This window comes from Delftia deserti, assembly GCF_042653485.1.
Classification (GTDB): domain Bacteria; phylum Pseudomonadota; class Gammaproteobacteria; order Burkholderiales; family Burkholderiaceae_C; genus Comamonas; species Comamonas acidovorans.
In genome coordinates this window covers 309983-336243 of sequence record NZ_JBHSIH010000001.1, presented here as the reverse complement: position 1 = coordinate 336243, position 26261 = coordinate 309983, and the positions used below count along the sequence as shown (strand labels likewise).

The following is a 26261-nucleotide window of genomic DNA, read 5'->3' as shown; positions in this document are numbered from 1 at the left end:
GATCTCACACTTTGGAATATGAACTGCACGAGGTGCTGCCGTTCATGCGCGAGCGCATTGAAGGTTTTGCGGCCTCCGAAGGGATGCGGGCCATCGGTCTTAGGCGGCATGGCGTCCTTGTGGCCGGGGCCATCTACGAGGGCTTCAACGGCCACAACATGTGGGTGCACCTGGCGGGCGAGGATGGCGGCCGCTGGATGACCCGCGATTTTTTGCGCGCGGGCTTCGGCTATCCCTTCCTGGTCTGCGGCTGCTCACGGATCAGCGGCTATGTGAATGAGAGCAACACGTCGGCCCGGCGCCTGAATGAGCACCTGGGATGGGTGCCCGAGGCGCGGCTGAGCCGCGCGGCCCCGGACGGCGGCGACGTGATTCTGTATGTGATGAAAAGAGAGGACTGCCGATATGTCGCACTGGCACAGGACTGAGTTCGATTTCTTGCCCGAGCGCGCGTTCTCGCCGCGCCCCGGCGGATCGATGACCATGGAAGGCGGCAAGGGCAGCAGCACGCCCGCCCCCGACCCGCGTCTGGTCGAGGCCCAGGTGAAAAACCTGGGCATCCAGGACGACATGATCCAGCAGATCATCGGCAACGCGAACGACATGGCGCCGCTGCAGAAGGAGCAGACGCAGTTCGCGCTCGACACCTCGCGCACCGCGTGGGAGCAGTCTCAGGCCGACCGAGACTATGCGCTGGGGCGCCGAGACAAGCTCACGGGCCTGCAGGACACCATGATCGAGGATGCGCGCACCTTCGATACGGAGGCCAAGCGCGAGGAACTGGCCGGCCAGGCGGCTGCCGATGTCTCCAACGCCTACGAAAGCGCCAAGCGCACGCAGGGCGCTGAGATGGCCCGCATGGGCATCAACCCCGCTGATGGAAAGTATGGTGCCGCGTCCAATGCGCTGGCCGCCGGTGAAGCGCTGGCCACAGCGACAGGCAAGAACTCGGCCCGAACCGCTGCGCGTGCGGAAGGGCGGGCGCTGACGGACCGGGCCTCGAATGCGCTGGCCGGCTATCCCGCCATGGGCATGCAGACGACGGCGGCCACGGCCGGCTACGGCGCCTCGGGCCAGAACATCGCCAATACCGGCCTGGCTGGCCTGAACTCTGGCTATGGCCAGGCGGCGGGCATGGCCAGCAACGCTGGCAACAGCGCGGCCAACATGTGGGGCCAGCAGTCCAACGCCTACCAGCAGTCCCAGGCCACCAGCGGCGCGGGGGCGGGCGCCATCGTGGGCGCGGGCCTGTCTGCTGCGGCCATGTTCTTCTGATGCGGGCCGCAGACATTGCCGACAGCGTGGGCCAGGCGATTGCCGGCCGGCGCGCCGCGTTGCATTTCAGCGGGGGCAAGGACTCGCTGGCATGCCTCTACCTGCTGCGCCCCCTGGTGGAGCAGGGCCTGCCCGTCTACTGGCTGTCCACGGGCGACACCATCCCGGAAACACGCGCGGTCGTGGAGCAGGTGCGCGCGTGGATTCCGGATCTGCGCACCGTGCAGACGGATGTGCTCGCCTGGAAAGCTGCCCATGGCATCCCGAGCGACGTGACCACGGCGCAATCGAGCTGGATCGGCCGGGCCTACGGCATGAGCGACACACCGCTGGTGGGCCGCATGGACTGCTGCGTGGCCAACCTGATGCAGCCCATGCACCAGCGCATGCTGGCCGATGGCATCGAGGTGGTGATTCGCGGCACCAAGCTGGCCGACACCGGCCAGGTGCCGGCCCGCGGCCCAGGCGATGCCTACGAGGTCTTGCTGCCGCTGCTGCACTGGAGCCATGACCAGGTGTTCCAGTTTCTGCAGGAGGTGGGCGCCCCGCGCAATGCCGTCTACGACACCTTCCGCGCCATCAGCGCGCCCGAGTGCCTGCACTGCAGCGCATGGTGGGACGACGGCAAGGCCGCCTATCTCAAGCAGCTGCACCCCGACAAGGTGGGGCAGTACCGAGCGAATCTGCAGACCATCCGCGCCGAGCTGGCGCGCCGGGTGCAGGAGTTGGACAGCGAATTGAAGGAGTGCGAACAATGAATTTGGGAAATGGCTTCGCTGCGGGCCTGGCACAGGGGCAGCAATTCACCCGGGGCATATTCGACGCATACCGCGCTGGTCAGCAAATGGCCGACGTGCAGGACCAGGCCGCGCAGAAAGAGGCGCTGAAAGGCATTGCCAGTGCCACAGCCGTGGAGTCCACGGGCTATACCGCCGACCAGGGCAAGGAACTGGAAGGCCTGGCCGCCAAGGGCTACAAGATCGACTTTGACGATGCCCAGAAGGCCTATGTCGCGCGCAACGATGCCGGCGACACAAAGACCATCGCCATGCAGGGCGTGACCGACTTCCTGGGCGAGCGCTCGGTGGGGTCGTTGAGCCGCGAGCAGCAGGACAGCACGCGCATGCTGGCCATGGCCGACGTGATCGGCCGCACGGACCCCGAGCGCGGCCTGCAGATGCGTCAGCAGTTCCGCCAGGGCCAGCATGCTGAAAAGCGCCAGGCCCGCGAGGAAAAGCAGTGGGCCAGAGAGGACGGCATCGAGGCGCTGGACAAGGAAATTGGACAGTCATTCAAGGATTCCTTGCGGGGCGAGGACGGAAAGGAGCGTGCCGCCACGGCCGATGACTATCTGGCCAACATGCAGCAAAAAATCGCGCGCTACTCTGGCGCCGGCTTTGCCAAAGAAGCAGAGAGCGCCATGAAAGAGCACTACGCCATGGCCAACATCAAGCTGCAGACGGAAAGCAAGGAACGCGAGGCAGCCATTACCAAGACCATTGCCCGTTTGGATGCCGGCGACGCCTCGGGCGTTATGGATTACTACAACAAATTTCTGCCCACAGGGGACAAGCTCACCGGGGTGGAGCTGGGCAAGGATGGGAAGGTCGTGGCGCAGCGCGTGCGGCCGGACGGCAGTGAATTGCCGCCAATGACCATGGGCTCCATTGATGAACTTCGCACTGGGTTGCTCAAGAGCGCAGACTACAAATTCGCGTACCAGATCAGCCAGGACCAATTCACCAACAACTTGAAGCTCCGTAGCGAACGACGCGCCGACAACGCCGACCGCCGCGCCGCCGGGGCCGATGCCCGCGCTGCGGCAACCCACGGCATTGCCATGGAGGATCGCCGCCAGCGGCTGAACGACAAGCGCGAACTGCGGGATGTGCGCGAGGCCATGGCGCGCGAGTCAAACCCCAGTATCTCGGACACCCAGATCCGGGCGGTGCGTGCCGGCATCCTGCAGACACCGGGCGCGGACAACGCCAAGGCCAAATACGACTACGACCCGGTGAAGGTGCAAAAGGCATTTGGGGAAACCATCCCCGGCCGATTCGCGGGGGACAAGGACACCGTGAAGCGCGACATAGACAAGGAGCGGCGCTTCCAGGAGTTCATGGCCGACAACCCGAGCATCCGGGATGTGGACGAGGGGCTGGTGAAGTTCAATGCCGCTGATGTGAAGCGCACGCGGGGTGAGAAAGCCGGCCGGGCATCGGCCGTGCAGGGCGCCATGTCGCCGGAAGCCATCGCCACGACGGCCAAGAAGTACGGCATGACCGAGGACCAGGTGCGCGACAAGCTGCGCTCCCAGGGCCTCATCAAGTAGCCTGGCCTGGGGCGTACCAAGCCTGACAGCCTCGACGGAGTTCTATCCGCGAGGTAATGCATGCCCCAGACCCCCCAAACCGCCGCCGATGGCGGCGTTGACCTGTTCGAGATTGCCGGTATCGATCCAACGGCGAAGACGGCAACCCCGGCCCCAACTGGCGACGTTGACCTGTTCGAGCTGGGCGGCATCTCTATCGATGTGCCCAAGTCCAAGCCGCAGGGCATAGGCGGCTATGTGGCGGATGCCATCACCGACGTGTTCAAGCGCGCGGGCGGGGCCGCTCTCTCTGGCGTGGCTGCCGTGCCCGAGGCCGCGCAGTCGGGCATTCGCGCCACGGTGCGCAGCGGCGCCGGCGGCGACCCCGCCACGGTCATGCCCGGCGGTGCATTCATCCCGGGCATTGACACAGACGAGGCCATCAACGGTCCGATGACGCAGCAGCAGCTCGACCGCCGCGAGCTGCAGGCCGAGCGCGCGGCCGTGGGCGTGCGCCTGCCAGGCGCCGAGGCGCTGGCCCGCGCCGGCCGCGATGCGCAGAAGGCCATCAACGACACAACCAGCCAGGCCACGCAGGACGCGGTGGCCAACTCCCAGATCACGGGCAATCTGCTCAAGGGCGAGATCGACTTCGGCAAAGACCCATCCGTGCGCGGCTTCCTGATGCAGGGCGCAGACGTGTTCGGCAGCATGTTCCCCGTGGTGGCCATGGCGCTGGCCACGCGCAGCCCGGGCGCGGCCGGCGCCGTGGGCGGTGCCATGGCAGCGGGCGAGGGCGTGGAGAACGCGCGGGAGTTCATCGCCAAGCAGTCGCACGAGCAGCTGCTGGACACCAGCCCGCTGTACCGCCGCATGATCGATGCTGGTGCAGCGCCCGACGAGGCGCGGCGCATCACCAGCGCCAAGGCCGAGGACGCCTCGGCGCTGCTGCAGGGCGCGGTGGCCACGTTCGGCGACCGCTTCACCGGCAAGCTGGTGACAGGTGGCCTCGACCCGCTGCTGGCCCGCGTGGCCGGCCGCTCGGTGCTGGGCAAGACGGCGGCCGGCGCGGGTATCTCGGCGCTGGAGGAGGGCACGCAGGAGCTGGCGGAAGGCGTAGCCTCGGACCTGGGCACCAAGAGTGTGGCCAGCGGCAAGGAAATCGGCGAGGACTCGGCCGCCAACTTCGTGCTTGGCGCGCTGGGCGGATCTGCACCAGGTGCTGCCCGGGGCGTGGTGGCCGGCGTGAAGAATCGTAGGGGCGGCCAGGCGGATGCTGGCGGGCGCAACACGGTCATCGACGTGACCTACAAGGATGCCGAAGGCAACACGGTCACGGACGTGGCCACGACCGCAGATGCTGGCCAGCGCGACGGCGCTGCAGCTGCGCCTGCCCCGGCACCGGCACAGACGGAGCAGCACGCTGAGCAGCAGCGCGTGCAGCAGCCCGATGGCGCGCCCGAATCCATGGACAGCACCACGGCTGCCACGCGCCTGGCCGAGCTGGAGGTGATCGACAGCACCACGGGCCTGAACCCGGTGCAGCAGGAGGAGCGTGCAGCACTGGCCCAGCGCCTGGAGCAGGACGCTGCGCGCGAGGACGAGCTGGAAGCTCTGGGCGATGAGCCCCAGGCCGTGGCCGCCGAAGCTGCTGCGGACGAACAGGCCCCGACGTTTGATCCTGGTGCAGTGCGGTCCAAGACCTGGCCCCAGTTCGTGCACGAGCGCGGCGAGAAGGTGGCCACCCTGCGCCGGGGCACGCCCATCTGGGACCAGCTGCAGCACGAATGGGCCGCCGTGAAGACGCGCCGCGCCGGCACCAACCCCGAGGGCACGGGCGCCGCCGGCACGCCCGTGCAGGAGATCCAGAACCGCGACCGCAGCCGGCCGGCCAGTGTGGTGCAGATGCAGGGCATGGCCCAGAACCCCGACTACCTCCGGCTGGGCGTATCGCGCAGCCCAGAGTCTGGCGCGCCCATGGTGTTCGCCGTGGGCGACCAGGTGCACGCTGCGCACGCGATCGGCCGCGGCGACACAGCCGTGATGAGCGACGGCCAGCGCGTGCCGTTCCAGTACGCGGTGATGGAGGCCGGCGACGTGCAGCCGTCCAATTTCGCCGACGGCGGCGTGAATCCGCTCTTCGACGCCGCACACCCGGGCACGGTGAAGGCGCTGAACAACGGTCGGACCGCGGGGCTGCGCGCGGCCTACGAACGCGGCACGGCCGACAGCTACCGGCAGGAGCTAATGGCCGACAGCGCCATGCACGGCATCGACCCGCAGGTGATCGCGGGCATGCGCGCGCCCATGCTGGTGCGCCTCTACTCGGAGCGCGACAACCAGGCCAACATGGGCGCCAAGAGCCAGAGCCAGGCCCTGGGGCTGTCGGCCACGGAGCAGGCTGCCACGGACGCGGCCCTGGTGGACAGTGGCGTGCTGGAAGTGTTCGACAGCGGCGCCCTGGACAGCGCCGCCAACCGGGATTTCGCGCGGGCGTTCATCGGCAAGCTGCGGGAGCAGGGCCAGGACGTGGCCGGCATGGTGGATGCCAGCGGCGCGCTCTCGCCGGCCGGCGTCACCCGCCTGCATGCGGCGCTGGTGCACAAGGCCTACGGCGATGGCGACCTGGTTGAATCGCTGTTCGGCTCCACCGACAACGACATCCGCGCCATTGGCGAATCCCTCAAAGCCGTGGCTGGCGAATGGGCAAACCTGCGCCTGGCGGCCGAGCGCGGCGCCATCAATGCCGAGGTGGACGTGACCGAGAACCTGCTGCAGGCCATCCGCCTGGTGCAGAAGGCTCGGCGCGAGCGCGCGGCCCTGCACGACGCTGTGCAGCAGGTGGACATGCTGACGGGCGACGTGCCCGATGCCCTGACGGTGGGCATGCTGCGCCTGCTGTACAGCGGCCATTACCTGACCCGGCCCGTGGGCCGCGACCGCCTGGTGGAGTCCCTGCGCGCGTACATGGGCGCTGCATTGGCGACATCGGCCAGCGGTGATATGTTCGGCGAGCAGGTTGGACCTGCCGCAATTCTTGCTGCCCTGAGCGGCCAACCCGTCCCACAGCCACAACAGACCAATGACACAAGCACCGACTCCCAGCAAGCCCCAGCCCCAACCCCGCAAGGCAGCCGAGAACCCCCTGGCAGCGATGCTGCTGGGGAGCGTGCTGATGCAGCAGGGCCAGAAACACGGCGACAAGAGCCAGACGGAGCAGGGCGAGCAGCTGCTGGAGATCGCGCAGGCCGCCCAGGGCAAGAAGCCGACGCCGCCAGCGGCGCCGTAGCGCCCGAGCTGGAGCTTTCCAGCTACACCCCCGACGAGATCCAGGCCCAGCAGGCCCAGCAGCAGGAGGACGAGCAGCGCCGTGCGCGCGACGACGCCCAGGCCGAAGCCCAGGCGCGGGCCGAACGCGAGCGCAAGGAAGTGGCCGAGCGCCAGGCTGCCAGTGCCGAGCACTTCCAGCTGGGCCAGGACGCGAAGGATGCGCTGAGCGGCCAGCAGGGAGTTTTTGACAAACCGGCCGCGGCTGGGCCAGTGCGGCCAGACACTGCTGCAGCACCTGCAGCACCTGCAGTGAGCCAGCGGCCCAAGCTGCGTGACACGCGCGGTACGGGCGTGCGCCTGCATGGCACCAGCCGTCCGCTGCCCGCAGGCGGCCCCACGAATGATGGCGTCTACCGCGGCAACGTCCTCAACATTTACGGCCAGGGCTTCTACACCACAGACGCCGCCGACATCGCCGCCGGCTACACCCGCAAAGGGCAGGGCGGCGAGCCCACGCTGTATGAGATTGCCGAGCACTCCCCTGTCCGCCTGTATGACATGGATGCTCCGATGGAGCCAGAAGTGCAGTCCATGGCCAAGCGCGTTTTGGACGACCTGGCCCGCGATGAGAACACGGAGACGGGCGAGCGCATCACCACGCTGGCCCAACTGTTCGATGAAGCGCGCGCCGAGTCTCGCTACGAAGGCGTGAGTGCGGACGAGCTGCAGGAGCGGTTCGACGGCATTCGCTACAACTTGGAGGACATGGGCTATCGCGGGTTTGCGCATGTGGGCGGCGGAAAGACTGGCAACCAGGCCCACAAGGTGAACATCTATTGGTATCCCGAGGATGATCTGTCCGTCACACGCAGCGAGCTGTCCCGTTTTGAGGAAGGGGCCGAGCAGCCGGCGGGCGTGCCGTTCAAGCGCGCGGAGAGTTCCGTGGCGCCCACCATGACGGCAGACTTGGCGCAGCAACTGCTGCGCATCGCTGGTGGCGCGGAGCCGGCGGGCGCGCGCCGTGCGCCCCAGGCGCCGATGGCGCGCGTGCAGAAGGTCGTGGACGCGGTACGCCAGGCCTGGGCCAACGCCCCGCGCATCAACGTGGTGTTCGACCTGCAGGACCCGCGCGTGCCACAGGAGGCGCGCGACACGGAGCGACTGCAGGCGGCAGAGGGGGCAGAGGGCGTTCCCAAGGGCTTCTATTTCGATGGCGAGGTCTACCTGGTGGCGAGCCAGCTGGCCACGCCCGAGGAAGTGGCTCGCGTGCTGTACCACGAGGCGCTGGGCCACCACGGCCTGCGCGGCGCCTTCGGCGAGAAGCTGGATGCGGTGCTGGATCAGATCATCGTGGCCCGCCCCCGCGAGGTGCGCGCCAAGCTGCAGGAGTATGGCGAGCTGGACGACCTGGTGGGCCGGCGCTACGCGGCCGAGGAGGTGCTGGCCGAGATGGCCGAGACACAGCCGCAGCTGGGCTTTGTCCGCCGCGCCGTCGCCGCCATCCGCGCCTGGCTGCGCACCCATGTGCCCGCGCTGCGCGACCTGGCCATGACGGACGCGGAGATCATCCGCGACTTCATCCTGCCTGCGCGCCGCTGGGTGGAGCGTGGTGCGGTGGCCGCTGCATCGGTGGTGTCGGCACGGCCCAAGTACAGCCTGGACAGCGGCGCTGGCCGGCGGGCGCTGCAGGAGCTGTCCCAGCTGGACGACTTGTTCACCTTGCCAAAGTCGAAGCAAACGGATCTGAAGGCCATCGCCAAGGAGCACGCTCCGGACATCGAGGTGAGCAAGCCGGTGAGCATTGCCGGCCGGCAGGAATACACGTTGAAGATGCCTGATGGCAAGAAGGCCACGCTGTCGGTACGCCAGCCCAACCCATACGGCGAGCAGGTCTACGACATGCTCTACACGGCGGAGGGAATGGAGGCCGTGGCCGGCAGGCCTGGCGAGAACCCGGAGGATGTGCCTCCGACCACAGACGTGTGGCTGGACGTGTCCAAGTTGTCCCGAGGGGACTCGGGTGCCATGGCGTACAGCATCGCCGCCACCTTCGCGCACAACACGGACAGCATCTTCATCGGCGATCCTCACGGGCTGAGCAAGACCGCGCTGCGTCGCCGGCTGGAGCAGATGCTGTCCAGCGCCTTGAAGTTCGGCACCACGCGCCACCTGGCGCCACACCCTGACCAGGTGCGCGGTGGTCACGGAGTGCCGGGCCTGCGCTGGATCTATGGGGATGACGTCGGCAATGTGGAGCGCATGATTGCGGCGAGCGTGGCTGCCACGGATAATGCGTTCCCAACCTCCAACCAGATTGAATATGACGCAGACAGTGGATCGTTCCGACTTTCCAATTCCGGGAAGCAACTATCAAGACAGCAACTGGCTGGCTTGGTTGGACAATCCATCCGAGCAAGACGTGCAGTGGCTGGAAGCGGACCGGCAGAAGCGGAAGCTGGCTGGCGAACAGTTGCGCGAGCGGCTGTCTGGCGTGCCCTTCTACGCGGAGAGGGCAGCGCGGGTGAAGGCAATCGACGGGGACGAGGCGCTGTACTGGGAAGGTTTGCTGAGCGGCACGCACAAGTTCTAGGCGACCCCAGCCCCAAGCTGCGCGTTTTCTACAGCCGCGGCCCCACTGCCGGCGCGGCCACGCCGGAACCCTCCAAGGGCAGGCTGGGCCGTCTGCAGGACAAGGTGGCGGACCTCACCGGCTACCGCTCCGTTGATGATTTCCTGTATTCCTGGCAGGACAAATTCATCGATCTCAAGCGCATCCAGGAACACATCAAGGCCCTGAACGGCACCGTCAGCGAGACGAACGACGCCTACCGGGGCGAGGAGCTGTACCACAAGCGCGTGGCCAAGCGCACGGCCAACTTCCTGCGTGACGAAGTGCAGCCACTGCTGCGGCGCCTGAATGCCACGGGCGTGGCCATCGAGGAACTGGAGCGCTTCCTGCACGCCCGCCACGCTCCCGAAGCCAACCGCGTCATGGCCGAGCGCAACCCCGGCGCCCAGCAGCTGCAGGCGCAGCGCGATGCCGCTGGCAAGGCGGTGGAAGATCTACGCCGCCAGCTACAGCGCGCCCAGGCTCGGGGCATGGCCACCGGCCCGGTGCAGAAGGCGCTGGGACAGGCCCTCATCGACCAAGACCGCTGGAACAGCGCCGAGGCCTTCGATGGCACCGAGGAGGAACGCCTGTCCCTGTCAGGCATGAGCGACGCCGAGGCGGCGGCGGTGATGGCCGGCTACAGCCCGGAGCAGCGCCGGGTACTGGACGAGTTAGCCGCGCGCGTGGACAGGATGAACGAGGGCACCCTGAAGACTCTGGAGAGCTACGGGCTCATGGACCAGGACACGCTGTCGGCCTGGCGCAAGACCTACCAGCACTATGTGCCTCTGCACCGCGACGAAGCCCACCCGGACAGCAAGGCCCATCCCATCGGCCAGGGTTTCAGCACCAAGGGAGATGCATCGAAGAGGCGCACGGGCTCGAACGAGCGCGTGACCAACATCCTGAGCCACATCGTCATGCAGCGCGAGGCGGCGCTGACGCGCGGCGAAAAGAACAACGTGGTCAAGCGCATGTACCTGCTGGCAGCGCAGAACCCTGACAAAGAGCTTTGGAGTCTGGAACTGCCCAAGAAGAAGGCGCTGGACCCGGATACGGGCCTGGTCAAGACCATGGTGGATCAGGGCGCCAAGGCGCGCGACAACGTGGTGACGGTGCGCATTGGCGGCAAGGATCGGTACATCGTCTTCAACGAGCGCAACGAGAAGGCCGTGCGGTTGGCCGTGGCCATGAAGAACCTGGACGCCATGGAACTGGACCGCTTCACTCGGATTGCAGCCTGGATCACGCGCTGGTTCGCATCTGTGAATACCCAGTACAACCCTGTGTTCGGTGTCATGAACCTGGCGCGCGATCTACAGGGCGCCATGCTGCAGTTGTCCACTACGCCACTGGCCGGCAAGCAGGCCGAGGTGTTTCGCAACATCCGCCGGAACACGCGCGCCATCTACAAGGAACTGCGCCGCGAGCGCAAGGAAGAGGGCGCACCCACTGGCCAATGGGCGCAGCTGTGGGAGCAACTGCAGCTCGATGGCGGCACGACAGGCTACCGCGACCTGTATGCCGATCCCAAAGACCGCGCCAAGGCACTGCAAAAGGCGCTGGACCAAGCTGGCCAGAGCACGTCAGCTGCCGCCGGCGGCCGGGCCCTGCTGGGCTGGCTGTCCGACTTCAACGAAACGCTGGAGGCGACCACGCGCCTCGGTGTCTACAAGGCCGCGCTGGACCAGGGCATCAGCCGCCAAGAAGCTGCCAGCATCGCCAAGAACATCACGGTGAACTTCAACCGCAAGGGCCGCAACACCTCCGTGGTGGGGGCGCATTTTGCGTTCCTGAATGCGGCGATCCAGGGCAACAAGCGCATGCTGGAGACGCTGGCGGGGCCTGCCGGGCGCAAGATCATGATGGGTGGCGTGGCCCTGGGCATGGCGTCGGCCATGGCGGGGTATTTGATGATGGGCGGCGGCGATGGTGCCGACGACGAATGGAAGAAGATCCCCGAGTTTGTGAAGGAGCGGGCGATCATCATCCCGCTGGGCAGGCAGGACTATGTAGCAATCCCGCTGCCGCTGGGGTTCCATGTGTTCCCCAACATCGGCCGCACCATTGTGGAGATGGCTGTGCATGACGACCCGACCAAGAGCCGACTGGGGCACGTCCTGGACATGGCCGTGCTGGCCCTCGATGCCTACAACCCGCTGGGCGGGTCTGCTGATCTGGGGCAGATGGCGTCGCCCACCTGGTTTGATCCCGCGCTGGCCCTGGCTCGCAACAAGGACTGGACAGGACGGGAGATCTACCGAGAGGACCGGAATTCAAACGACCCGACGCCGGGCGTGAGCCGGGTGAAGGATTCGACTGCGGAGCCTTACCGCTGGATGGCCACCTTTGCCAATGCCGTGACGGGCGGCAACGAATGGCGGCCCGGCGCTGCCAGCCCGACGCCAGAGGCCATCGAGTACTTGGTGGAACAGATCACTGGCGGCGTGGGCCGCGAGTTGAACAAGGCCGTGGCCATGGCCACGTCCGCCTTCACTGGCGAGGAACTGGCGCCGCACCAGGTTGTTCTGGCAGGCCGGCTCTATGGGAACACGCGCGGCGCCAACGGCCAGAGCAACGCCTATTACGAGAACCTCAAGCGAATCAATGTCAGCGAGAACGAGTTCAAGGCCCGCGTTCAGCGCGGCGAGGATGCAGATGCAGTGCTGGCTGACGTTCCTCTGGCCAGGGCCCATGACGCAGCCAAGGCACGGGACAAGAAGATTTCGGATCTCCGCAAGTTCCGCCGCAGCGTACAGGCGAGCGAGGCTGCGGACAAGCGCGATCAGGTCAGGGCTATCAATCAGGAGATTGAGCTGTCCATGCGTCTGCTGAATCACGAAGTACACCGAACGCTAGGGTCAGCGAAAGTCTCTCAATCGTGGGAAGGCAAACGCGAATGACTTCTTGATTAAAGAGTTCAATGTTTTGCATATTGTTTCAGTTGACAATGCTTGACACTTTTAACGCATAACTGTGACCGTGCCCTGCGGTCCTGATGCCCAGCGGAGCTTGCTTGATGACGTTTTCTCTTTCGCGATGGCTGGCAGGGGTCGGCTTTGCTTTCCTACTCTCCTCCAACGCAGCGGCCCAGTGGTCCTATCCACCGGGCAGCTCTCTGGTTGTCCCGCCGGGCGGGGCCGTGGACCTGTCCTGCTCTGCGCTGGACATGCAAGGAACCCTGGACCTGGGAGGCGCGCTGACCGTCGATTCTTCGGCTACGTTCGCAAGTACCGCCGCCATCACCAACAGTGGCGGAACGCTGTCGGTGGGTGGTGACCTGCAGATCAACGGATCACTGAATGCCGGCAACAACACGATCGAGCTGCGCGACGGCTGCGATCCGGGCAACACCAGCCAGCTCAGCGGCACCCTGGTCGTGCAGAACCTGACCATCAGGAGCAGCACGGGCCGCACCTTTGTGCTGCCTGTCGGGGCAAATATCACCGTGCTCGGGACGCTGACCGTCGAGGGAGTGCCTGGTCAGCCTGTGGTGCTGCAGGCTGCCAGCGGCACTGCGGTCATCAACCTGGGTCCCGGTGCGACGGTGGTACGCACCAATGCGACGGTTCCGCCCACTGTGCAGATCGGTGCAGGTCCCGGCCCATCGGCTGCGGCCATTCCCACACTGAGCGAGTATGGGTTGGTCCTTCTCTCTGTGCTCATGGGACTGGCGCTTTGGCGTCAGCGCCGCACTGCACAACGTTAGCCACTACACATTCAGACCATGAAAACCATGAAATTCACGCTGCGCTCTGTCTCTTTCGCCGCGGCCATCGTCTTGAGCGGCGCTGCAGTGGCGGCTCCTGGCGGCGCCGACATCACCATCACACCACCGGCCAATGGTGGATTCGTCATCAAGAACAATGCAGGCAATGCAGAGCGGCTCCGGGTGATGGAAACAGGCGATGTTTATCTGCCCAACCTGTCTAATACAACGGAGGCTGGCAGCGTGGCCTGCTATGACGACGCGACGGGGCGGCTGGGCAAGTGCGCAGCAGGGGCGATTGTGGGGAACCCGGGTCCAACAGGAGCAACCGGAGCGACTGGTGCCACAGGACCGGCGGGCGCGACCGGAGCCACCGGCCAGGCAGGACCGGCGGGCCCCACAGGTCCGATTGGCATTCAAGGCCCAGCGGGCCAGACAGGCGCTCAAGGCCCCATTGGTGCCACGGGCCTTCAAGGTCCGACGGGGGCGCAGGGTGATATTGGCTTGCCTGGTCCCACAGGCCCCACTGGACCAGCAGGGGCTGGAGGAACTACCGCCACCTCGATGGCTGCTCACAACACTAGCGGTTCTGTAATAGCTGTGGTTCTCGGTGGGACCGATATTCCATTACCTAACTCGCAGAATCTTTCTGGTTTTGTGGTCAATGGTTCAAATACGATATTTACGGTTGCTTCGAGCGGTAGGTATAGAGTTAAATATTCTATTAAAATTACTAACAATATGCTTGTTTCGGCAAGGGTTCTGTTGAATGGTGCAGCAGTTGATGCGCTTACAGAGAATACAGCGACCAGCGTCTCAAGATTCGATGGTGAATCAATTATCACTTTGAGTGCCGGCGATATACTGAATGTTCAATTCTTTGGAATGCTTGGGGCGGTGACTTTGCAGTCAGGTAGCGGCGCTGCTCTAATCGTGGAAAAGTTAAGCGATTAGTATATTTAAATTATCATAAAAGCGAGCGTCAGGCTCGCTTTTTTTGTTACGTGACTGTAGCCTAAAGAATCGTATTTTTGATAAAGGAGAGTCTCGAGGTCTTCAAATGGTCTGCGTGTGTCTGAGGGAAGATGGAGGGGTGAAGTCGATGTGGCCGGGGTTCGGGCCTACACATCGCCACTGAGGTTTACAGAAAAGCTTCTCAGCGCTGAGTGCAAGACTGCTTATCAGTCCACCCACCATGACCAAAGTAGGCCGAAATTGGGCTAAAAAGGAATGATTTCGAAAACATCACCTTATCGGCCGGCACATGCAGACAGCCGGATCTATGCACATTAGAAGCGCAAGTGGGCGAGCGATGCTGCATAGTTGCTACAGAGTTTCGGGAGTATGTATCTAAGTTGTTGTCAGATAATGTTTTTCTTCACAAATCAATCCAGTCCATCATGGGCGCAACGGACATGCGCCACATGCTGGCCGGTGCTTGATTTTCTACGTTTGTCATTGATCTGATTGGGTTTTTTGCTCTGGCGTCGCTGCCTGATTCTTCGCCATTCAACCCCGTTTTCGCTGATTTTCTCGCTGGCTTTGCTACATCCTTCACCGGTAGCAAAACAGATGGGACCATCACTTCACGCAAGCGAGTACACGGCTTGCTTGCACCGCAAAGATCCGGCTGATGGAGAACGGCACGTTCGTCCACCGCGAAAGCCAGACCTACCGTCGGAAAGTGCTGGCCAACGAGTGGCTGCGCAGGCGCGAGTACGAAATGGACCAGGAGCGCGCTTCCGGTCAGGCTGTGTACAAGAAAATTTCAGTGGGGGAGCCACTGCGGGATTATGTCAGTGCGGCTGAAAACGTGACTGAGTGGGGCCGTAGCAAAAAGGCCGACATCGCGCGCCTGCAGGCCTCTGGTCGGGCCGACCTACAGGCCACCAGGCTCACGGTGCAGGATCTGATGGGCTACACCAAGAAGCGGCGCATGGAAGACGAGGCCGGCCCCGCCACCGTGCTCAATGACATGGTGTGGCTGCGCCAGGTCTTCCTGCATGCTTCGGCTGCGCGCGGCGTCGATGCGCCGCTGCAGGTGCTGGACCGTGCCAAGTCCGAGCTGCTGCGCACGCATGTGATCGCAAAGCCGGCCCGGCGCTCGCGCCGGCTACTGCCGGAAGAAGAGTCCAAGCTGCTGGAGCACTTTGCCAGCCGCGACGGCCGGGCATCCATTCTGCGCCGTGATCTGGACCTCTGGACCAACTGCGCGCTGCCTCTGACAGCCTGCGCGAGCAATCCGCAGATGCGGCCTGCCGACGTGTCAACGCTCCCCCCCCGCCGCCGTCCTTGAGTACGCCACTGCCCTCGGAGTCATATTTGAAGACTGCCGCGCAGCGTATGCGGATATGGCAGCAAAGGCTGATGGGCATGCAGCTGATGCAGCCCTGATGAGTGATTCCTGGCCCAACACGTCGCGTTGACAAGCGCGCGGGCGGGCAAAAGGAAAAGCCACCCTTAGGTGGCTTGTGTTTCAGGCTTGTCGCCGCATTCTTGCCAGTCCGAAAATTGACATCAGCGCCGACAACACGATGAGGCCCCACTCAGAAATCGTGGGAATTGCGTGCGAGGCTGCAGGTGCCGCCAGCAACATGGGCGCGAAAGGATCCGTGATCACGCCCGGCACGGTGGTCTCGTTGTCGCCCTCGCCGTCATCCGTGACGCTGTAGCTCACCGAATTGCCATTGACAGCCAGGTCCGGCGGGGTGAACCAGCCGACCTGCATGGGCGGCTGGCCGTGGGGGCCATATTTTTGCATCTTCAACCCCGCCAGGCTGCCGGCAGGGTAGTCCACCTGCACCTGGAGCTTGGCGCCTGCGCAGCCGGTGGTACTGAAGAACAGCGCACCCACTGGGAAGGATGCATTCGCCGGTGCACTGGGAATGCCCGACGCACTGATGCGAAGGGTTCCGGGGGACACCGTGCAACCCGCCTGGGTGCTGGTGACCAGTACGGACGCATTGCCTGCGTTGCCGGGCAGCGGTACGGTTTCGGCGACCGGTGCTGTCACAGCTACTGAATAGGCTCGTGAGCCTTTGGCACCGTTGGCATCCGTGGCCGTGACCGTGAAGCTGCTGGTGCCGCTGGCGGAAAGGATTCCGCTGATGTTGCCGGTCGATGTATTGAGAGTCAGACCGGCTGGAAGGCTGCCTGAGCTGATGGTGTAGCTGTAGGGAGCGGTGCCACCCGACGCGCTGACCGTGGCGCTATATGTGGTGCCTTGGAGCCCTGCGTTCAGGGAAGCAGGCGCCACAGCCAAAGTCGGGGCACTGACGTTGATGGATACCGTGGCCGCGCTGGAGGTGCCTGTGGCATTGGTGGCGGTATAGGTAAAGCTGTCTGGGCCCGAATAACCTGCCGTGGGTGTGTAAGTGATGCTGGTCCCGCTGGCCGTGGCAGTGCCGTGGCTGGCTGCGCTGGCGATGGCCACGCTAGTGGCGGCGCCACCGCTAAGGTTCAATGTGATGGGGTTGGCACTGCTGTTGGCAGCAACCGTGGCGCTGACGGCGCCGGCGACGGGCGCTTGGGCATTGATTGTAAATGTGTAGGCTCTTGATCCGGTGGCACCGTTGGCATCTGTGGCCGTGATGGTCAGGTCGGTGGTACCACTGGAGTAGGGCGTGTTGCTGATCACTCCGGTGGAGGTGTTCAGGCTCAGCCCGATGGGAAGAGTGCCGGCGGTAATGGTGTAGGAGTAGGGCGCCATGCCACCGGAGGCAGACACGGTGGTGCTGTAGCTTGAACCGACGGTACCGTTGGGCAGGCTGGTCGGGGTAAATACAATAGTCGGGGGTTTGACCGTGATGGTTATCGTGGCCGGGCTGGATGTGCCGCTGGTATTGGTGGCGGTATAGGTGAAGCTGTCTGAGCCCGAATAACCTGCCGTGGGTGTGTAAGTGATGCTGGTCCCGCTGGCCGTGGCAGTGCCGTGGCTGGCTGCGCTGGCGATGGCCACGCTAGTGGCGGCGCCGCCACTGAGGTTCAGTGTGACGGGGTTGGCACTGCTGTTGGCTGCGACCATGGCGCTCGCTGCCCCTGCAACAGGCACCGGCACATTGTAGGTATATCCATTGACAAGAGTGGCCGAACCGCCAGGCGTAATGATCGTAACATTCACAGCGCCTGCCGCGTGGGCCGGTGTGGTAGCCGTAATTGTGGTGGCGTTGTTGACGGCGTAGTCCAAGGCAGCTGTACCTCCGAAGCTGACTGCAGTGGCGCCCGTCAGATTGTTACCGGTGAGCTTGACCGAGGTGCTGCCGGCGGTGCTGCCGCTGTTGGGGGCGACGCTCGTCAGCGTGGGCACAGCGGGACTGGTCACCAATAGGTAATACTTGGCAACACCGCCATCGTTGTTGTCGTCATTCAGAGTGATGCTGAAGGTATACGCGCCGGCTGTGGTGGGGGTACCATGCAAGTCCGTGGTCGCCGAGCCTGGCGAAGCGTCCAGTACGAGCCCTGGCGGGAGGCAGGGCGCCTCGCTGTCATAGTCTGGATCGTTTGCGTCACATTCCACCCACCTGTCCAAGGGTGCTACGCCTCCTATGGAGTATATGGTGATGCGCATGGACTGTCCTACGGCGATGGTCGGTAGCGTGCTTCCTGAGGTGGGGTTAGTGATAACTGGCGCTCCTGCATGGGACGAAGCTACCAACATGAACAACTGCAGGAAAAAAACAGCGATTCCTCGAAAAAACCAAGGTAAGAGCCTTATTTTTTGCGAAATTTTAATCATGTAGGCCATTGCTAATTACCTAATTTAAGGTTTGGAAGAATGCGTTTTCTATTGGGAGAGGCTTCTCAATGGTTGAATTCAAGTCGCTAGATGAACCGCACCTTGAATGCACCCGTCTCTGTTGCTGACCATAGTAGCGCCTAGTGATTTTAGTAACAAAAAGCATATTTTCTATCACTGATTTCGCTGTGCAAATGCTCAGCGTCGTTTGGCAAGTATGGGCGTCCTCGGATTTTTCGCCATATCCACCACTCGTGCCAAGCCTGCCACCCTGCCGTGATCCAAACCACGAAAGGACGCACACATAAGCTTGAACGACGACCACCTGCGCCTCCTGTCCGACGCCGAGCGCGAGGCCATGGAAGCCGACCAAGACGACTACGATCCCGAGGAAGACAACGCTGCAGCGCTGGCTGCCCTGGGGCGCGGCCCCCTTGATGCGGAAGAGGAAGAAGAGGGCGACGACGGCGCGGCTGATGCGGGCAAGGGCAAGCCGGAGCGCCGAGTCTCGCTAGGAAGGCGTGAGTGCGGACGAACTGCAGGAGCGCTTCGATGGCATTCGCTACAACTTGGAGGACATGGGCTATCGCGGGTTTGCGCATGTGGGCGGAGGAAAGACCGGCAACCGGGCTCACAAGGTGAACATCTATTGGTATCCCGAGGATGATCTGTCCGTCACGCGCAGCGAGCTGTCCCGTTCTGAGGAAGGGGCTGAGCAGCTGGCGGCTGTGTCGTTCAAGCGCGCCGAGAGTTCCGTGGCTCCCACCATGACGGCCGACCTGGCGCAGGAGCTGCCGCGCATCGCGGGTGGCGCGGCGCCGGCGGGCGCGCGCGGTGCACAGCCGGCTTCCATGGCGCGCGCGCAGAAGGTCGTGGACGCGGTACGCCAGGCCTGGGCCAACGCCCCGCGTATCAACGTGGTGTTCGACCTGCAGGATCCGCGCGTGCCCCAGGAGGCGCGCGACACGGAGCGACTGCAGGCGGCCGAGGGCGCGGAGGGCGTGCCCAAGGGTTTCTACTTCGATGGCGAGGTCTATCTGGCGGCAAGCCAGCTGGCCACGCCCGAGGATGCTGCCCGCGTGCTGTACCACGAGGCGCAGGGCCACCACGGCCTGCGCGGCGCCTTCGGCGAGAAGCTGGATGCGGTGCTGGACCATATCATCGTGGCTCGCCCGCGCGAGGTGCGCGCCAAGCTGCAGGAGTATGGCGAGCGGGACTACCTGGTGGGCCGGCGCTATGCTGCCGAGGAGGTGCTGGCCGAGATGGCCGAGGTGTTCCACAACATCCGGAGCACCACCCGCGCCATCTACAAGGATCTGCGCCGTGGGCGCCGAGAGGAGGGCGCTGGCACTGGCGAATGGGCCAAGCTTTGGGAGCAGCTGCAGTTGGACGGCGGCACCACCGGCTACCGCGACCTCCATGCCGATCCCAAGGACCGCGCCAAGGCATTGCAGAAGGCGCTGGACCAGGTGGGCGAGGGCAAGGTGATCGGCAGCGGCCGCGCGCTGCTGAACTGGCTGTCGGACTTCAATGAAACCCTGGAAGTCACGATGAATGAGCAGCATGCCTGTGTCGCGCAAATTGTTGATCATGCATCTGCACTGCAGCCGGCCCGCGGTCATAGTAATGGGGAATTAACATGGATACTATTGCTCTGTGTGCTGAATTCCGGTGGCTTAGAGATCAGAGCGAAGAAATCTAAGTGACTGAAATCAACTTCTTAAAAAATAGCAGCTTACGCTTGGTGTATGGGCTAATTTGGTTTAATCGGTGCGGACTATCGATTTAATGAGATAAAACGGATTTATTTTATCTATTGTGCTTAACAAGCGTGCGAGGACCATATGTGTTTAAGGCTATTTTTGGTAAATGATGCGTATCACTCATGGTGCTGTTTGGATTACTGACAGCACATGCGCAGTCCGTTACCTATTCTGGGATTTAAGATGACTACAATGGTGCATCAGATTTCTCATCATGTACCACTCCACCTTGCGGGTGCCACACTTCCTGCTTTCGTGCTGCTGCAGCGCGGGCACTCGCTGTTATCGTTGTCTCTTGTTTTTATTTTGCTTTAAAAATTAATGATTTAGGCCATCCGGCTGGAATATTCTTGTTGATATAAGAAGAATTTCCTGCCTTAAATGTGGCTTTGCCAAAATCTGCATTTTTTATAACGCTCCAGTAATTTGAAGATTTCTCACTGAAGTCTGAAAAATCCAAATAAATATCTTCTGCTTCACCAAACCATTTCCCTGATGGTGTCGGATTCGTGTTGGTTGGTATGAATTCTCCAGATGAGTTTTTTCCTTGGGCTTTGCTGAAATTATGTGTCCCTTTGTGTATTACATATTTAAATGCATATACATTTGGTTGGCCTTTGAGATGAGGTACATCTTGGGACTTGTAGTTGTGTATAGGGCCGTGTTGCGACGCGCCAATATATTCAATATTGCCATTTTTGCTCCAGATAACTACATCTTCCCAGTCGTGGCGATGGCCCCAACCGGTCGTTGGACCTTGATCTTTGACAAAATATACTGAAAACATTCTTGCGGAATATTCGTCACCATCCACGTTGGTTTTGAACTCGCTTACAGCAACTGTTGCTTTTTCAAGTTGATTCGCATAAGCGCAATGCCCATTTCGGGCTCCTGTATCCTTGATGCCTGGGTTGGGCTTCAATTCTCCAGCGATCTCACCGACGGGTGAGGATGCCAAGCATCCATCGCCATTGCTTCCGAAGGCAAAAACTATTTTTCCACTCTTAAGGTTTGGGGAAATTTGCGGCCTATTTTCCTTTGATACGGCGAAGCAAGCTGCCTCTGTGCTGGGGCAATCGTCTTTTTCCCAAGAGTGCGCGGTTGAAGAGAGTATTGCTGTCAGCGAAACAAGAAGAATATTTGATTTGCGCATTTGCAGTTCCTTCAGAATTTGAGCTATGGAGATCTAAATTTATCTCATGCGATCTATGATAAATGGTCAAGTTAATGTTGGCGAAAAATTGGTCGGTAATTTTCTCTACAAACAAAGTGCTTGACGCTCAATAGTGCGACATGAGGGTCTGAGCCACAATTGGTAAGTACATTACACACTTTTTTTTGGAAATCTCATATACCTGAAATTTGGTATTTTGAAATTGATAACGATTTGTCATTGACTATTGCTAGTGTGGGGTTGATTCTTTGGAGAGAATTTGTTTGCAAAGAGCAGTGGGCGGTTACCGCTGTTCTTATCGTCTTGTGTGCGATTCCGCGCTGCATCCGTGTAGTGGTGGAAGTCATTGCTCCGAAAAGTGGTGCGATAAGAGAATTGACTACTATGAGAATCTGAAACGCATCAACATCACATGGCGGAGGCCAACGGTCGTGTCGAGCGCGGATAGGTACTGGACGTGCCGCTGTCGAAAATGACGATGCCGCGCCCTGGTGGATAAGCGTATTTCCGACTTGGCGAGGGCGCGGCGCCACGTGCAGGTAAGCGACGATCTGAACAAGCGCGAGCTGGTGAAAGAAATCAACGCGGAGATCGAGGCCTCTTTGCATCGGCTGAACCCAGCCATTGAGGAGGCGCTGTTCTAGGTAAGGAGCTGATAGTGGATTGCCCAGGCAGTCACTGTGCCATGACCAAAACCTGCCCAAAGTAGGCTGGACCAGTGGGGAGAAGGCATGATTTCGAAAACACCAAGAGCGTGGCTATCGCTGCAAGCTGTTGATGTGCAAGGTGTTTTCTCTCATGCCTATTTCGGTGGATCGGACTTTAATCCGTTGGTCGCAGCCTCATGACCAGGTACTACTCCCCGATTGGGCCATGCCCCTTCCGCTCAAACGCTTCTGAGCTTGGTAGGCCAGCCGCTCATCGGTCGGTACATGCAGACCGCCGGATCTACGCACAATTAGAAGCGCAGCCAAGCGAGCGATGCTGCATAGTTGCTACAGAGGGTCGCGGCTATTCCTCTAAATTGTTGTCAGATAATGATTTTTTCATAAATCAATGCAGTCCATCATGGGCGCCACGGACATGCGCCACATGCTGGCAGGTGCTTGATTTTCTACGTTTGTCATTGATCTGATTGGGTTTTTTGCACCGGTGGCGGTCGTTGATTCTTCGCCATCCACCCCCCGTTTTCCTGTTTGTTCAGTTCTGAGCACTCAGGGGGAATCATCACCGCACACAAGCGCCCAGGCGGCTCGCTGGCCTACACCGCACAGGTCCTGCCAATGGAGAGCGGTACGTTCATCCACAGCGAGAGTCCGGCCTTGATCGGAAGGTCCTGGCGGACGAATGGCTGCGCAGACGCGGGTATGAAATTGAGCAGGAGCGCGCATCGGGTAGATGCAGCACAAGAGAGTTTCAGCGGGGGAGATGCTGCAGGACTATGTCAGCGCGGCCGAAAACGACTGCGTGGGGGCGTGGCAAAAAGGCCGACATCGCGTCTGCAGGCTTCCAGGCAATCGAGCTCACGGTGCAGGATCTGCTGGGCTACGCCAGGAAGCGGCGCACGGAAGACGAGGCAGGCCCGGCCACCGTGGTCAATGGCATGGTGTGGCTGGGCCAGGTCTTCCCGCATGCTTCGGCCGCGCGCGGCGTCGATGCGCCGCTGCAGGCGACGGCAGGGCGCCCATTCCCATCCGGACAGCGCCATGCGCTGTGCTCATGCCTCGGTCGGTTGCTGGGGGCGTGAAGGAGGCGGCTACAGTGGTGCATACAGTCTGAGAGCATGGATCAATGTTTCTTCTGCCACTCATATTTTTGCCATTCGTTTTCATCATGGCGATCAACAGGCTGATCCGCATTCCCGTCGGATTGCACCGCGGCGAGCTGCATGTTCCGGCGCTCCAGCGGGGTATGCTGATGTTCGCCGGTGCAGGGGCATACCTTCTGTTGCTGGGCTACACCATTGGCCTTTTCGTGGTGATAACCAAAGGGGTTCTTTTCACTTCGGATGTTGTGACGGCTTTGCTACATGCAGCCGGGTATGTTGCGGCCTATCCATTGGTCTACATGGTCGCCGCATGGGTTTTTTATTACACATTCAGGACTCGCTGATTCACAGTGCTCCAGCGCAGGCATGGGTCGGCGCGTTGCCGGCTCAGAAGCGGCTTGTTGAAAGAAAAAGCCCCTGGCACGCGTACCCAGGGGCTTGAGGCGCCGCCTAGACTTGGCGCGCACCTCCTTGCTTGGTGTATCGGCAGTTCGTTGCCTAACTTTTGGCTGCTTCGATGAAGAACTGTCCCCTGTCCTTGCCGCCGATCCAGTTCGGGGCTTGCCCCGGCGGTCCGGGTGGCGCCCGTCTCCGGCATGTGCACGGCGCGGCGGTCCTTGACCGTGGCAATGCCAAGTGCCGCGGCCGTGGTGGCCTTCACCTCGAAGATGCCCAGGCGCTTGTTGATATGGCCGACGATCAGGCCAGCACACGCGCGCTCTGCATTTCCCCAGCACCGGCTCTTGGGGCGCGCCCGTAGGACTCTCGCCACCGAAATCTTGCCCAGGGACCGACAGCCTGCAGCCCGCTGCTGGCACAACATAAAAGCTCTGAAGAAACAGGAGCTATGAATGACGGTTTCAGAAAAGATCCAGGACCTGCGCAAGTGGGATGACTCTCGAAAGGGATTCACGGGAGAGCACTGGCTGGTACTCGGCGCAGGCCTCTTGGCCCTGCGCCATGCCCGGCGCGCGGAAAGCGGCATGGGCCGCCTTGTGAGCGGTGCGCTGGGCACAGCCCTGATAGCGCGCGCGGCAACGGGCCGCGACGGTGTATTGGGAACGGCAGGGCGATTGGCTGCAAAGCCCACGCTGGCCGAGCGCCTGCTGATCGCCGCGCGCCGCCTGTAAACGCGCAGGCAAAGAAAAGGCCCGCAGTTGCGGGCCTTGCTTTTTCAGGTTTTTCAGGTCAAGGCTGTATCAGCGCTGGCGGCGCGTGCGGCGCAGGCCGAACATCGCCAGCAGGGCAGACATCAGGATGACTCCCCACTCGCTGAGCGTGGGAATGGCTGCCGTGCCGCCACCTGGTCCGGCTGCTGCCAGCACGGGCACGAGTGGATCTGAAATCACGCCCGCTGCAGGATTGGTGTCGCCAGGTCCGTTGTCCGTGATGGTGTAGGTCACTGTGGTGCGCGTGCCGTCCACGCGCACATGCAGCGCAGTGACAGGGTCAAACCAGCCGCCGGCACCATCGGGCTTGCGGAACTGCACGCCTTGGGGAAGGGCGCTGGGGTAGGTGAGCGTCATCGTCACGGGAGCAGTGCAGTTTTCAGCGCTGAACGCAAATTGGCCGTTCAGCGCCTGCAAGCCAGGCGGCGTGGATGCTGCGGGGCCGAAGCCGCCGCCAGGCTGCAGCGTGCAGGTGGGGCCGCCGCCGGACATCGTGGCAGTCGGCGTGCCGGCCATGCCGGGCACACTGCCGGGGGCACTCACCAGTTCCAGCCTGCGTGGGGTGGCTTGTACGGCTGGGGAGGGTGCGCCGGTCGTTCCGTTGGTTGCCGCGATGGCGAAGTTGTAGATGAAGCCATTGGTCAGGCCGGCCACGACGATGGGTGATGTCGTTCCTTGCTGTGTGACTACGCCAGATGCGCCCACGGGGGTTGCAGTCACGATATACCCGGTGATGGGGTTGCCACCGTTGGATGCAGGAGCAGTGAAGGTAACCATGGCCTGGCCGTCACCTGCAGTGACGTGGCCGATGGTGGGGGTTCCAGGTGCTGTCGCACTCACCATGAAGGTCTGCGACACCTGAGGTGCTGGCTCGTAGCTTCCATCGCCGCCCTGGTTCGCATGGATAGTGCAGGAGCCGGTGGCCACAAATGCCAATCTGCCGCCAGGGGAGGTGGTGCAGACATCTGCGGTGGAAGAGCTGAAACTCACCGGCAGGGTGGAGCTGGCCGTTGCGCTCAAGGTCGGCGTGGTGCCGAAATTCTGGATGCCGGGGTTCGCGAACGTGATGGTTTGGGCTTGCACGCCATTCACCAGCACGCCGGCCGTGGCACCTACATTCGCCAAAGTCAGTACGGCGCTGGTGCCACCGCTGGTCATCGTGCTCCCGTTGAGAGCGATGGCGGATCCCAGTGTCACGCCATTTGTGTCAACGTCTCCCGGCTGCACGGTATATGCAAAGGTCAGTATAGACGTGTCGCTGCCGCCGACGAAGGTCGCTTGCCGGTTGGTTGCACCAATCACCAAGGGGATAGAGGGCAGGCCGCCAGCTGTTGTTACCGCGACAGCAGCGTTGTAGTTCACATTGAACTGCAGGTTCTGCCCAGCGGTATAGGTTCCATTTGCAGGGACGCTGACTGACTGCACCGAGGGGGCGGAAGCAGTCAGCGTGAAGGTCTGCATCGTTTGACAGGCGTTGGCGTCTGTGATGGTCACCCGATATTGACCGGGAGCTAGTCCCGCCACGGTTGCCGTTGTGCTCCCGAGGGGGGTCCAGTTGTATGTGTAGCCAGGGGTGCCTCCGGTAGGCACGATGGTTGCGCTACCGTTACTGCTATCTCCAACGGGATTGATCTGAGACGGTGTGCCTGACAGTATTCCGGGCTGTCCAATGATCGTAGAAGCTGTGCCCTGCAGGCCTTTCGTGTCAGTAACCGTAACTGTATAGGTGCCTGCCATGAGCCCTGTTGCGGTAGCGTTTGTGCCCCCAGTGGGTGTCCATAGGTAGGAGAAGGGTGCAACACCGTTCCGGATGTTTTCAACCGTGGCGGTGCCATTGCCTCCCCCGTAACACGAGGCATTGGTCTGCGATGTAGACACGTTTAGCGACTCTGCGCTCGCGGAGCCAGAAAAGGCCGCAAGAGCCATGGCGCTGCCAAGCATCCATGTGCGCAAAACTCCAGAAGACATGTTGTTCCCTTATTTTGGAGATCGGCGCACTCTCTGTAGCGCTGTTTTCCGAATTTCTATTGGATGACCAAATGCGCCACAAATTGTAGAAACTTGTGTATTTTTGTCTATCACTGAAATTTGGTATTTACCTTGATAGGGTGCCTGTTGACCATCCCGGACCTTGGAGGCCGAACTGGCCAAGGCGCGCGCTGCAGATGTGGGTGAAAAGCCGGCTGTCAGCACAGCCCATCACGTGAACGACGTCCAAAAGGCCCTGACGCTGGAGCATCAATAGGGCAACAATGCAGTCTCTGAGCGGTTTTTGATCAACGGATTTTCTACTCAATGGAATTTCTTGAATTGAGAAAATACATGAGTAGATTCCCGTTTGGCGTGATTGCTCGGTTATCTAAGATCTGTGCTATGTGCCTGGAAGGTACTTCTGTATTATAGATGTTGTTATTGTTTATTCGAAATAGTATCCTCTTTGTTCCAATTATGAATTCATCCCCCTGGATTTGCCCGA

Annotated in this window: 16 protein-coding genes and 1 pseudogene; 13 read left to right on the top strand and 4 right to left on the bottom strand. The window is 62.0% G+C overall.

Annotated elements, in window-relative coordinates:
* Positions 1 to 11: 11 nt before the first annotated feature.
* From ACFPFG_RS01560 to ACFPFG_RS01525, 8 genes are all read left to right on the top strand, one after another.
* Positions 12 to 428 carry a GNAT family N-acetyltransferase gene (locus ACFPFG_RS01560; protein WP_380104619.1) on the top strand — a complete coding sequence of 139 codons (417 nt, stop codon included), beginning with the start codon at positions 12 to 14 and terminating at the stop codon, positions 426 to 428.
* Positions 406 to 1275, top strand: a complete 870-nt coding sequence (locus ACFPFG_RS01555; RefSeq protein ID WP_374621694.1) for a hypothetical protein — start codon at positions 406 to 408, stop codon at positions 1273 to 1275. Before ACFPFG_RS01560 ends, ACFPFG_RS01555 begins: the two co-directional genes overlap by 23 nt.
* Positions 1275 to 2033: a phosphoadenosine phosphosulfate reductase domain-containing protein gene (locus tag ACFPFG_RS01550; protein WP_374621697.1), complete on the top strand. Its 759-nt coding sequence runs from the start codon at positions 1275 to 1277 to the stop codon at positions 2031 to 2033. The genes ACFPFG_RS01555 and ACFPFG_RS01550 overlap by 1 nt, the downstream gene beginning before the upstream one ends.
* Positions 2030 to 3607: a hypothetical protein gene (locus ACFPFG_RS01545; protein ID WP_374621700.1), complete on the top strand. Its 1578-nt coding sequence runs from the start codon at positions 2030 to 2032 to the stop codon at positions 3605 to 3607. Before ACFPFG_RS01550 ends, ACFPFG_RS01545 begins: the two co-directional genes overlap by 4 nt.
* Before the next feature lie 60 nt (positions 3608 to 3667).
* Complete coding sequence (locus ACFPFG_RS01540; RefSeq protein ID WP_380104616.1) at positions 3668 to 12370, top strand: LPD38 domain-containing protein; 8703 nt, start codon at positions 3668 to 3670, stop codon at positions 12368 to 12370.
* A gap of 116 nt (positions 12371 to 12486) precedes the next feature.
* Complete coding sequence (locus tag ACFPFG_RS01535) at positions 12487 to 13176, top strand: IPTL-CTERM sorting domain-containing protein (protein WP_374621706.1); 690 nt, start codon at positions 12487 to 12489, stop codon at positions 13174 to 13176.
* 27 nt (positions 13177 to 13203) lie between these two features.
* Positions 13204 to 14130 carry a BclA C-terminal domain-containing protein gene (locus ACFPFG_RS01530; protein ID WP_269466174.1) on the top strand — a complete coding sequence of 309 codons (927 nt, stop codon included), beginning with the start codon at positions 13204 to 13206 and terminating at the stop codon, positions 14128 to 14130.
* A 679-nt stretch (positions 14131 to 14809) separates the two neighbouring features.
* On the top strand, positions 14810 to 15472 hold the full coding sequence (locus ACFPFG_RS01525; RefSeq protein WP_380104614.1) for a hypothetical protein: 663 nt from the start codon (positions 14810 to 14812) through the stop codon (positions 15470 to 15472).
* 180 nt (positions 15473 to 15652) lie between these two features.
* Here the strand turns inward: ACFPFG_RS01525 and ACFPFG_RS01520 are convergent, their stop codons facing one another.
* Positions 15653 to 17920 (bottom strand): IPTL-CTERM sorting domain-containing protein, encoded by a 2268-nt coding sequence (locus tag ACFPFG_RS01520; protein WP_380104612.1) that lies wholly within the window; start codon positions 17918 to 17920, stop codon positions 15653 to 15655.
* A 512-nt stretch (positions 17921 to 18432) separates the two neighbouring features.
* On the opposite strand from ACFPFG_RS01520, the gene ACFPFG_RS01515 reads away from it, so the two are divergent.
* On the top strand, positions 18433 to 19617 hold the full coding sequence (locus ACFPFG_RS01515) for a hypothetical protein (RefSeq protein WP_380104610.1): 1185 nt from the start codon (positions 18433 to 18435) through the stop codon (positions 19615 to 19617).
* Between the two features lie 358 nt (positions 19618 to 19975).
* Here ACFPFG_RS01515 and ACFPFG_RS01510 read toward each other — a convergent pair whose 3' ends face one another.
* Complete coding sequence (locus tag ACFPFG_RS01510; protein ID WP_183017950.1) at positions 19976 to 20827, bottom strand: NPP1 family protein; 852 nt, start codon at positions 20825 to 20827, stop codon at positions 19976 to 19978.
* A gap of 512 nt (positions 20828 to 21339) precedes the next feature.
* On the opposite strand from ACFPFG_RS01510, the gene ACFPFG_RS01505 reads away from it, so the two are divergent.
* The 4 genes from ACFPFG_RS01505 (at position 21340) to ACFPFG_RS01490 (ending at position 23746) form a co-directional block, all read left to right on the top strand.
* Positions 21340 to 21492, top strand: a complete 153-nt coding sequence (locus ACFPFG_RS01505; RefSeq protein ID WP_380104608.1) for a hypothetical protein — start codon at positions 21340 to 21342, stop codon at positions 21490 to 21492.
* Between the two features lie 797 nt (positions 21493 to 22289).
* Positions 22290 to 22595, top strand: a complete 306-nt coding sequence (locus tag ACFPFG_RS01500; protein ID WP_380104606.1) for a hypothetical protein — start codon at positions 22290 to 22292, stop codon at positions 22593 to 22595.
* A gap of 44 nt (positions 22596 to 22639) precedes the next feature.
* Complete coding sequence (locus tag ACFPFG_RS01495; protein ID WP_183017953.1) at positions 22640 to 22960, top strand: hypothetical protein; 321 nt, start codon at positions 22640 to 22642, stop codon at positions 22958 to 22960.
* A 507-nt stretch (positions 22961 to 23467) separates the two neighbouring features.
* Positions 23468 to 23746, top strand: coding sequence for a hypothetical protein (locus ACFPFG_RS01490; RefSeq protein WP_183017954.1), 279 nt, complete (start codon positions 23468 to 23470; stop codon positions 23744 to 23746).
* Between the two features lie 69 nt (positions 23747 to 23815).
* Here the strand turns inward: ACFPFG_RS01490 and ACFPFG_RS01485 are convergent, their stop codons facing one another.
* Both ACFPFG_RS01485 and ACFPFG_RS01480 read right to left on the bottom strand, forming a co-directional pair.
* Entirely contained in the window at positions 23816 to 25279 is a 1464-nt protein-coding gene (locus tag ACFPFG_RS01485) for an IPTL-CTERM sorting domain-containing protein (protein ID WP_380110214.1), read from the bottom strand.
* Positions 25280 to 25339: 60 nt separating this feature from the next.
* Positions 25340 to 25711, bottom strand: a pseudogene (locus tag ACFPFG_RS01480) (hypothetical protein); the annotation flags it as partial.
* Positions 25712 to 26261: the final 550 nt, after the last annotated feature.

Coding starts and splice junctions, on each gene's coding strand:
- ACFPFG_RS01510 (WP_183017950.1), bottom strand. CDS start 20,827: ATGCGCAAATCAAATATTCTTCTTGTTTCGCTGACAGCAATACTCTCT.
- ACFPFG_RS01520 (WP_380104612.1), bottom strand. CDS start 17,920: ATGGCCTACATGATTAAAATTTCGCAAAAAATAAGGCTCTTACCTTGG.
- ACFPFG_RS01555 (WP_374621694.1), top strand. CDS start 406: ATGTCGCACTGGCACAGGACTGAGTTCGATTTCTTGCCCGAGCGCGCG.
- ACFPFG_RS01550 (WP_374621697.1), top strand. CDS start 1,275: ATGCGGGCCGCAGACATTGCCGACAGCGTGGGCCAGGCGATTGCCGGC.
- ACFPFG_RS01530 (WP_269466174.1), top strand. CDS start 13,204: ATGAAATTCACGCTGCGCTCTGTCTCTTTCGCCGCGGCCATCGTCTTG.
- ACFPFG_RS01490 (WP_183017954.1), top strand. CDS start 23,468: ATGACGGTTTCAGAAAAGATCCAGGACCTGCGCAAGTGGGATGACTCT.
- ACFPFG_RS01500 (WP_380104606.1), top strand. CDS start 22,290: ATGTCAGCGCGGCCGAAAACGACTGCGTGGGGGCGTGGCAAAAAGGCC.
- ACFPFG_RS01525 (WP_380104614.1), top strand. CDS start 14,810: ATGGAGAACGGCACGTTCGTCCACCGCGAAAGCCAGACCTACCGTCGG.
- ACFPFG_RS01545 (WP_374621700.1), top strand. CDS start 2,030: ATGAATTTGGGAAATGGCTTCGCTGCGGGCCTGGCACAGGGGCAGCAA.
- ACFPFG_RS01540 (WP_380104616.1), top strand. CDS start 3,668: ATGCCCCAGACCCCCCAAACCGCCGCCGATGGCGGCGTTGACCTGTTC.
- ACFPFG_RS01535 (WP_374621706.1), top strand. CDS start 12,487: ATGACGTTTTCTCTTTCGCGATGGCTGGCAGGGGTCGGCTTTGCTTTC.
- ACFPFG_RS01495 (WP_183017953.1), top strand. CDS start 22,640: ATGTTTCTTCTGCCACTCATATTTTTGCCATTCGTTTTCATCATGGCG.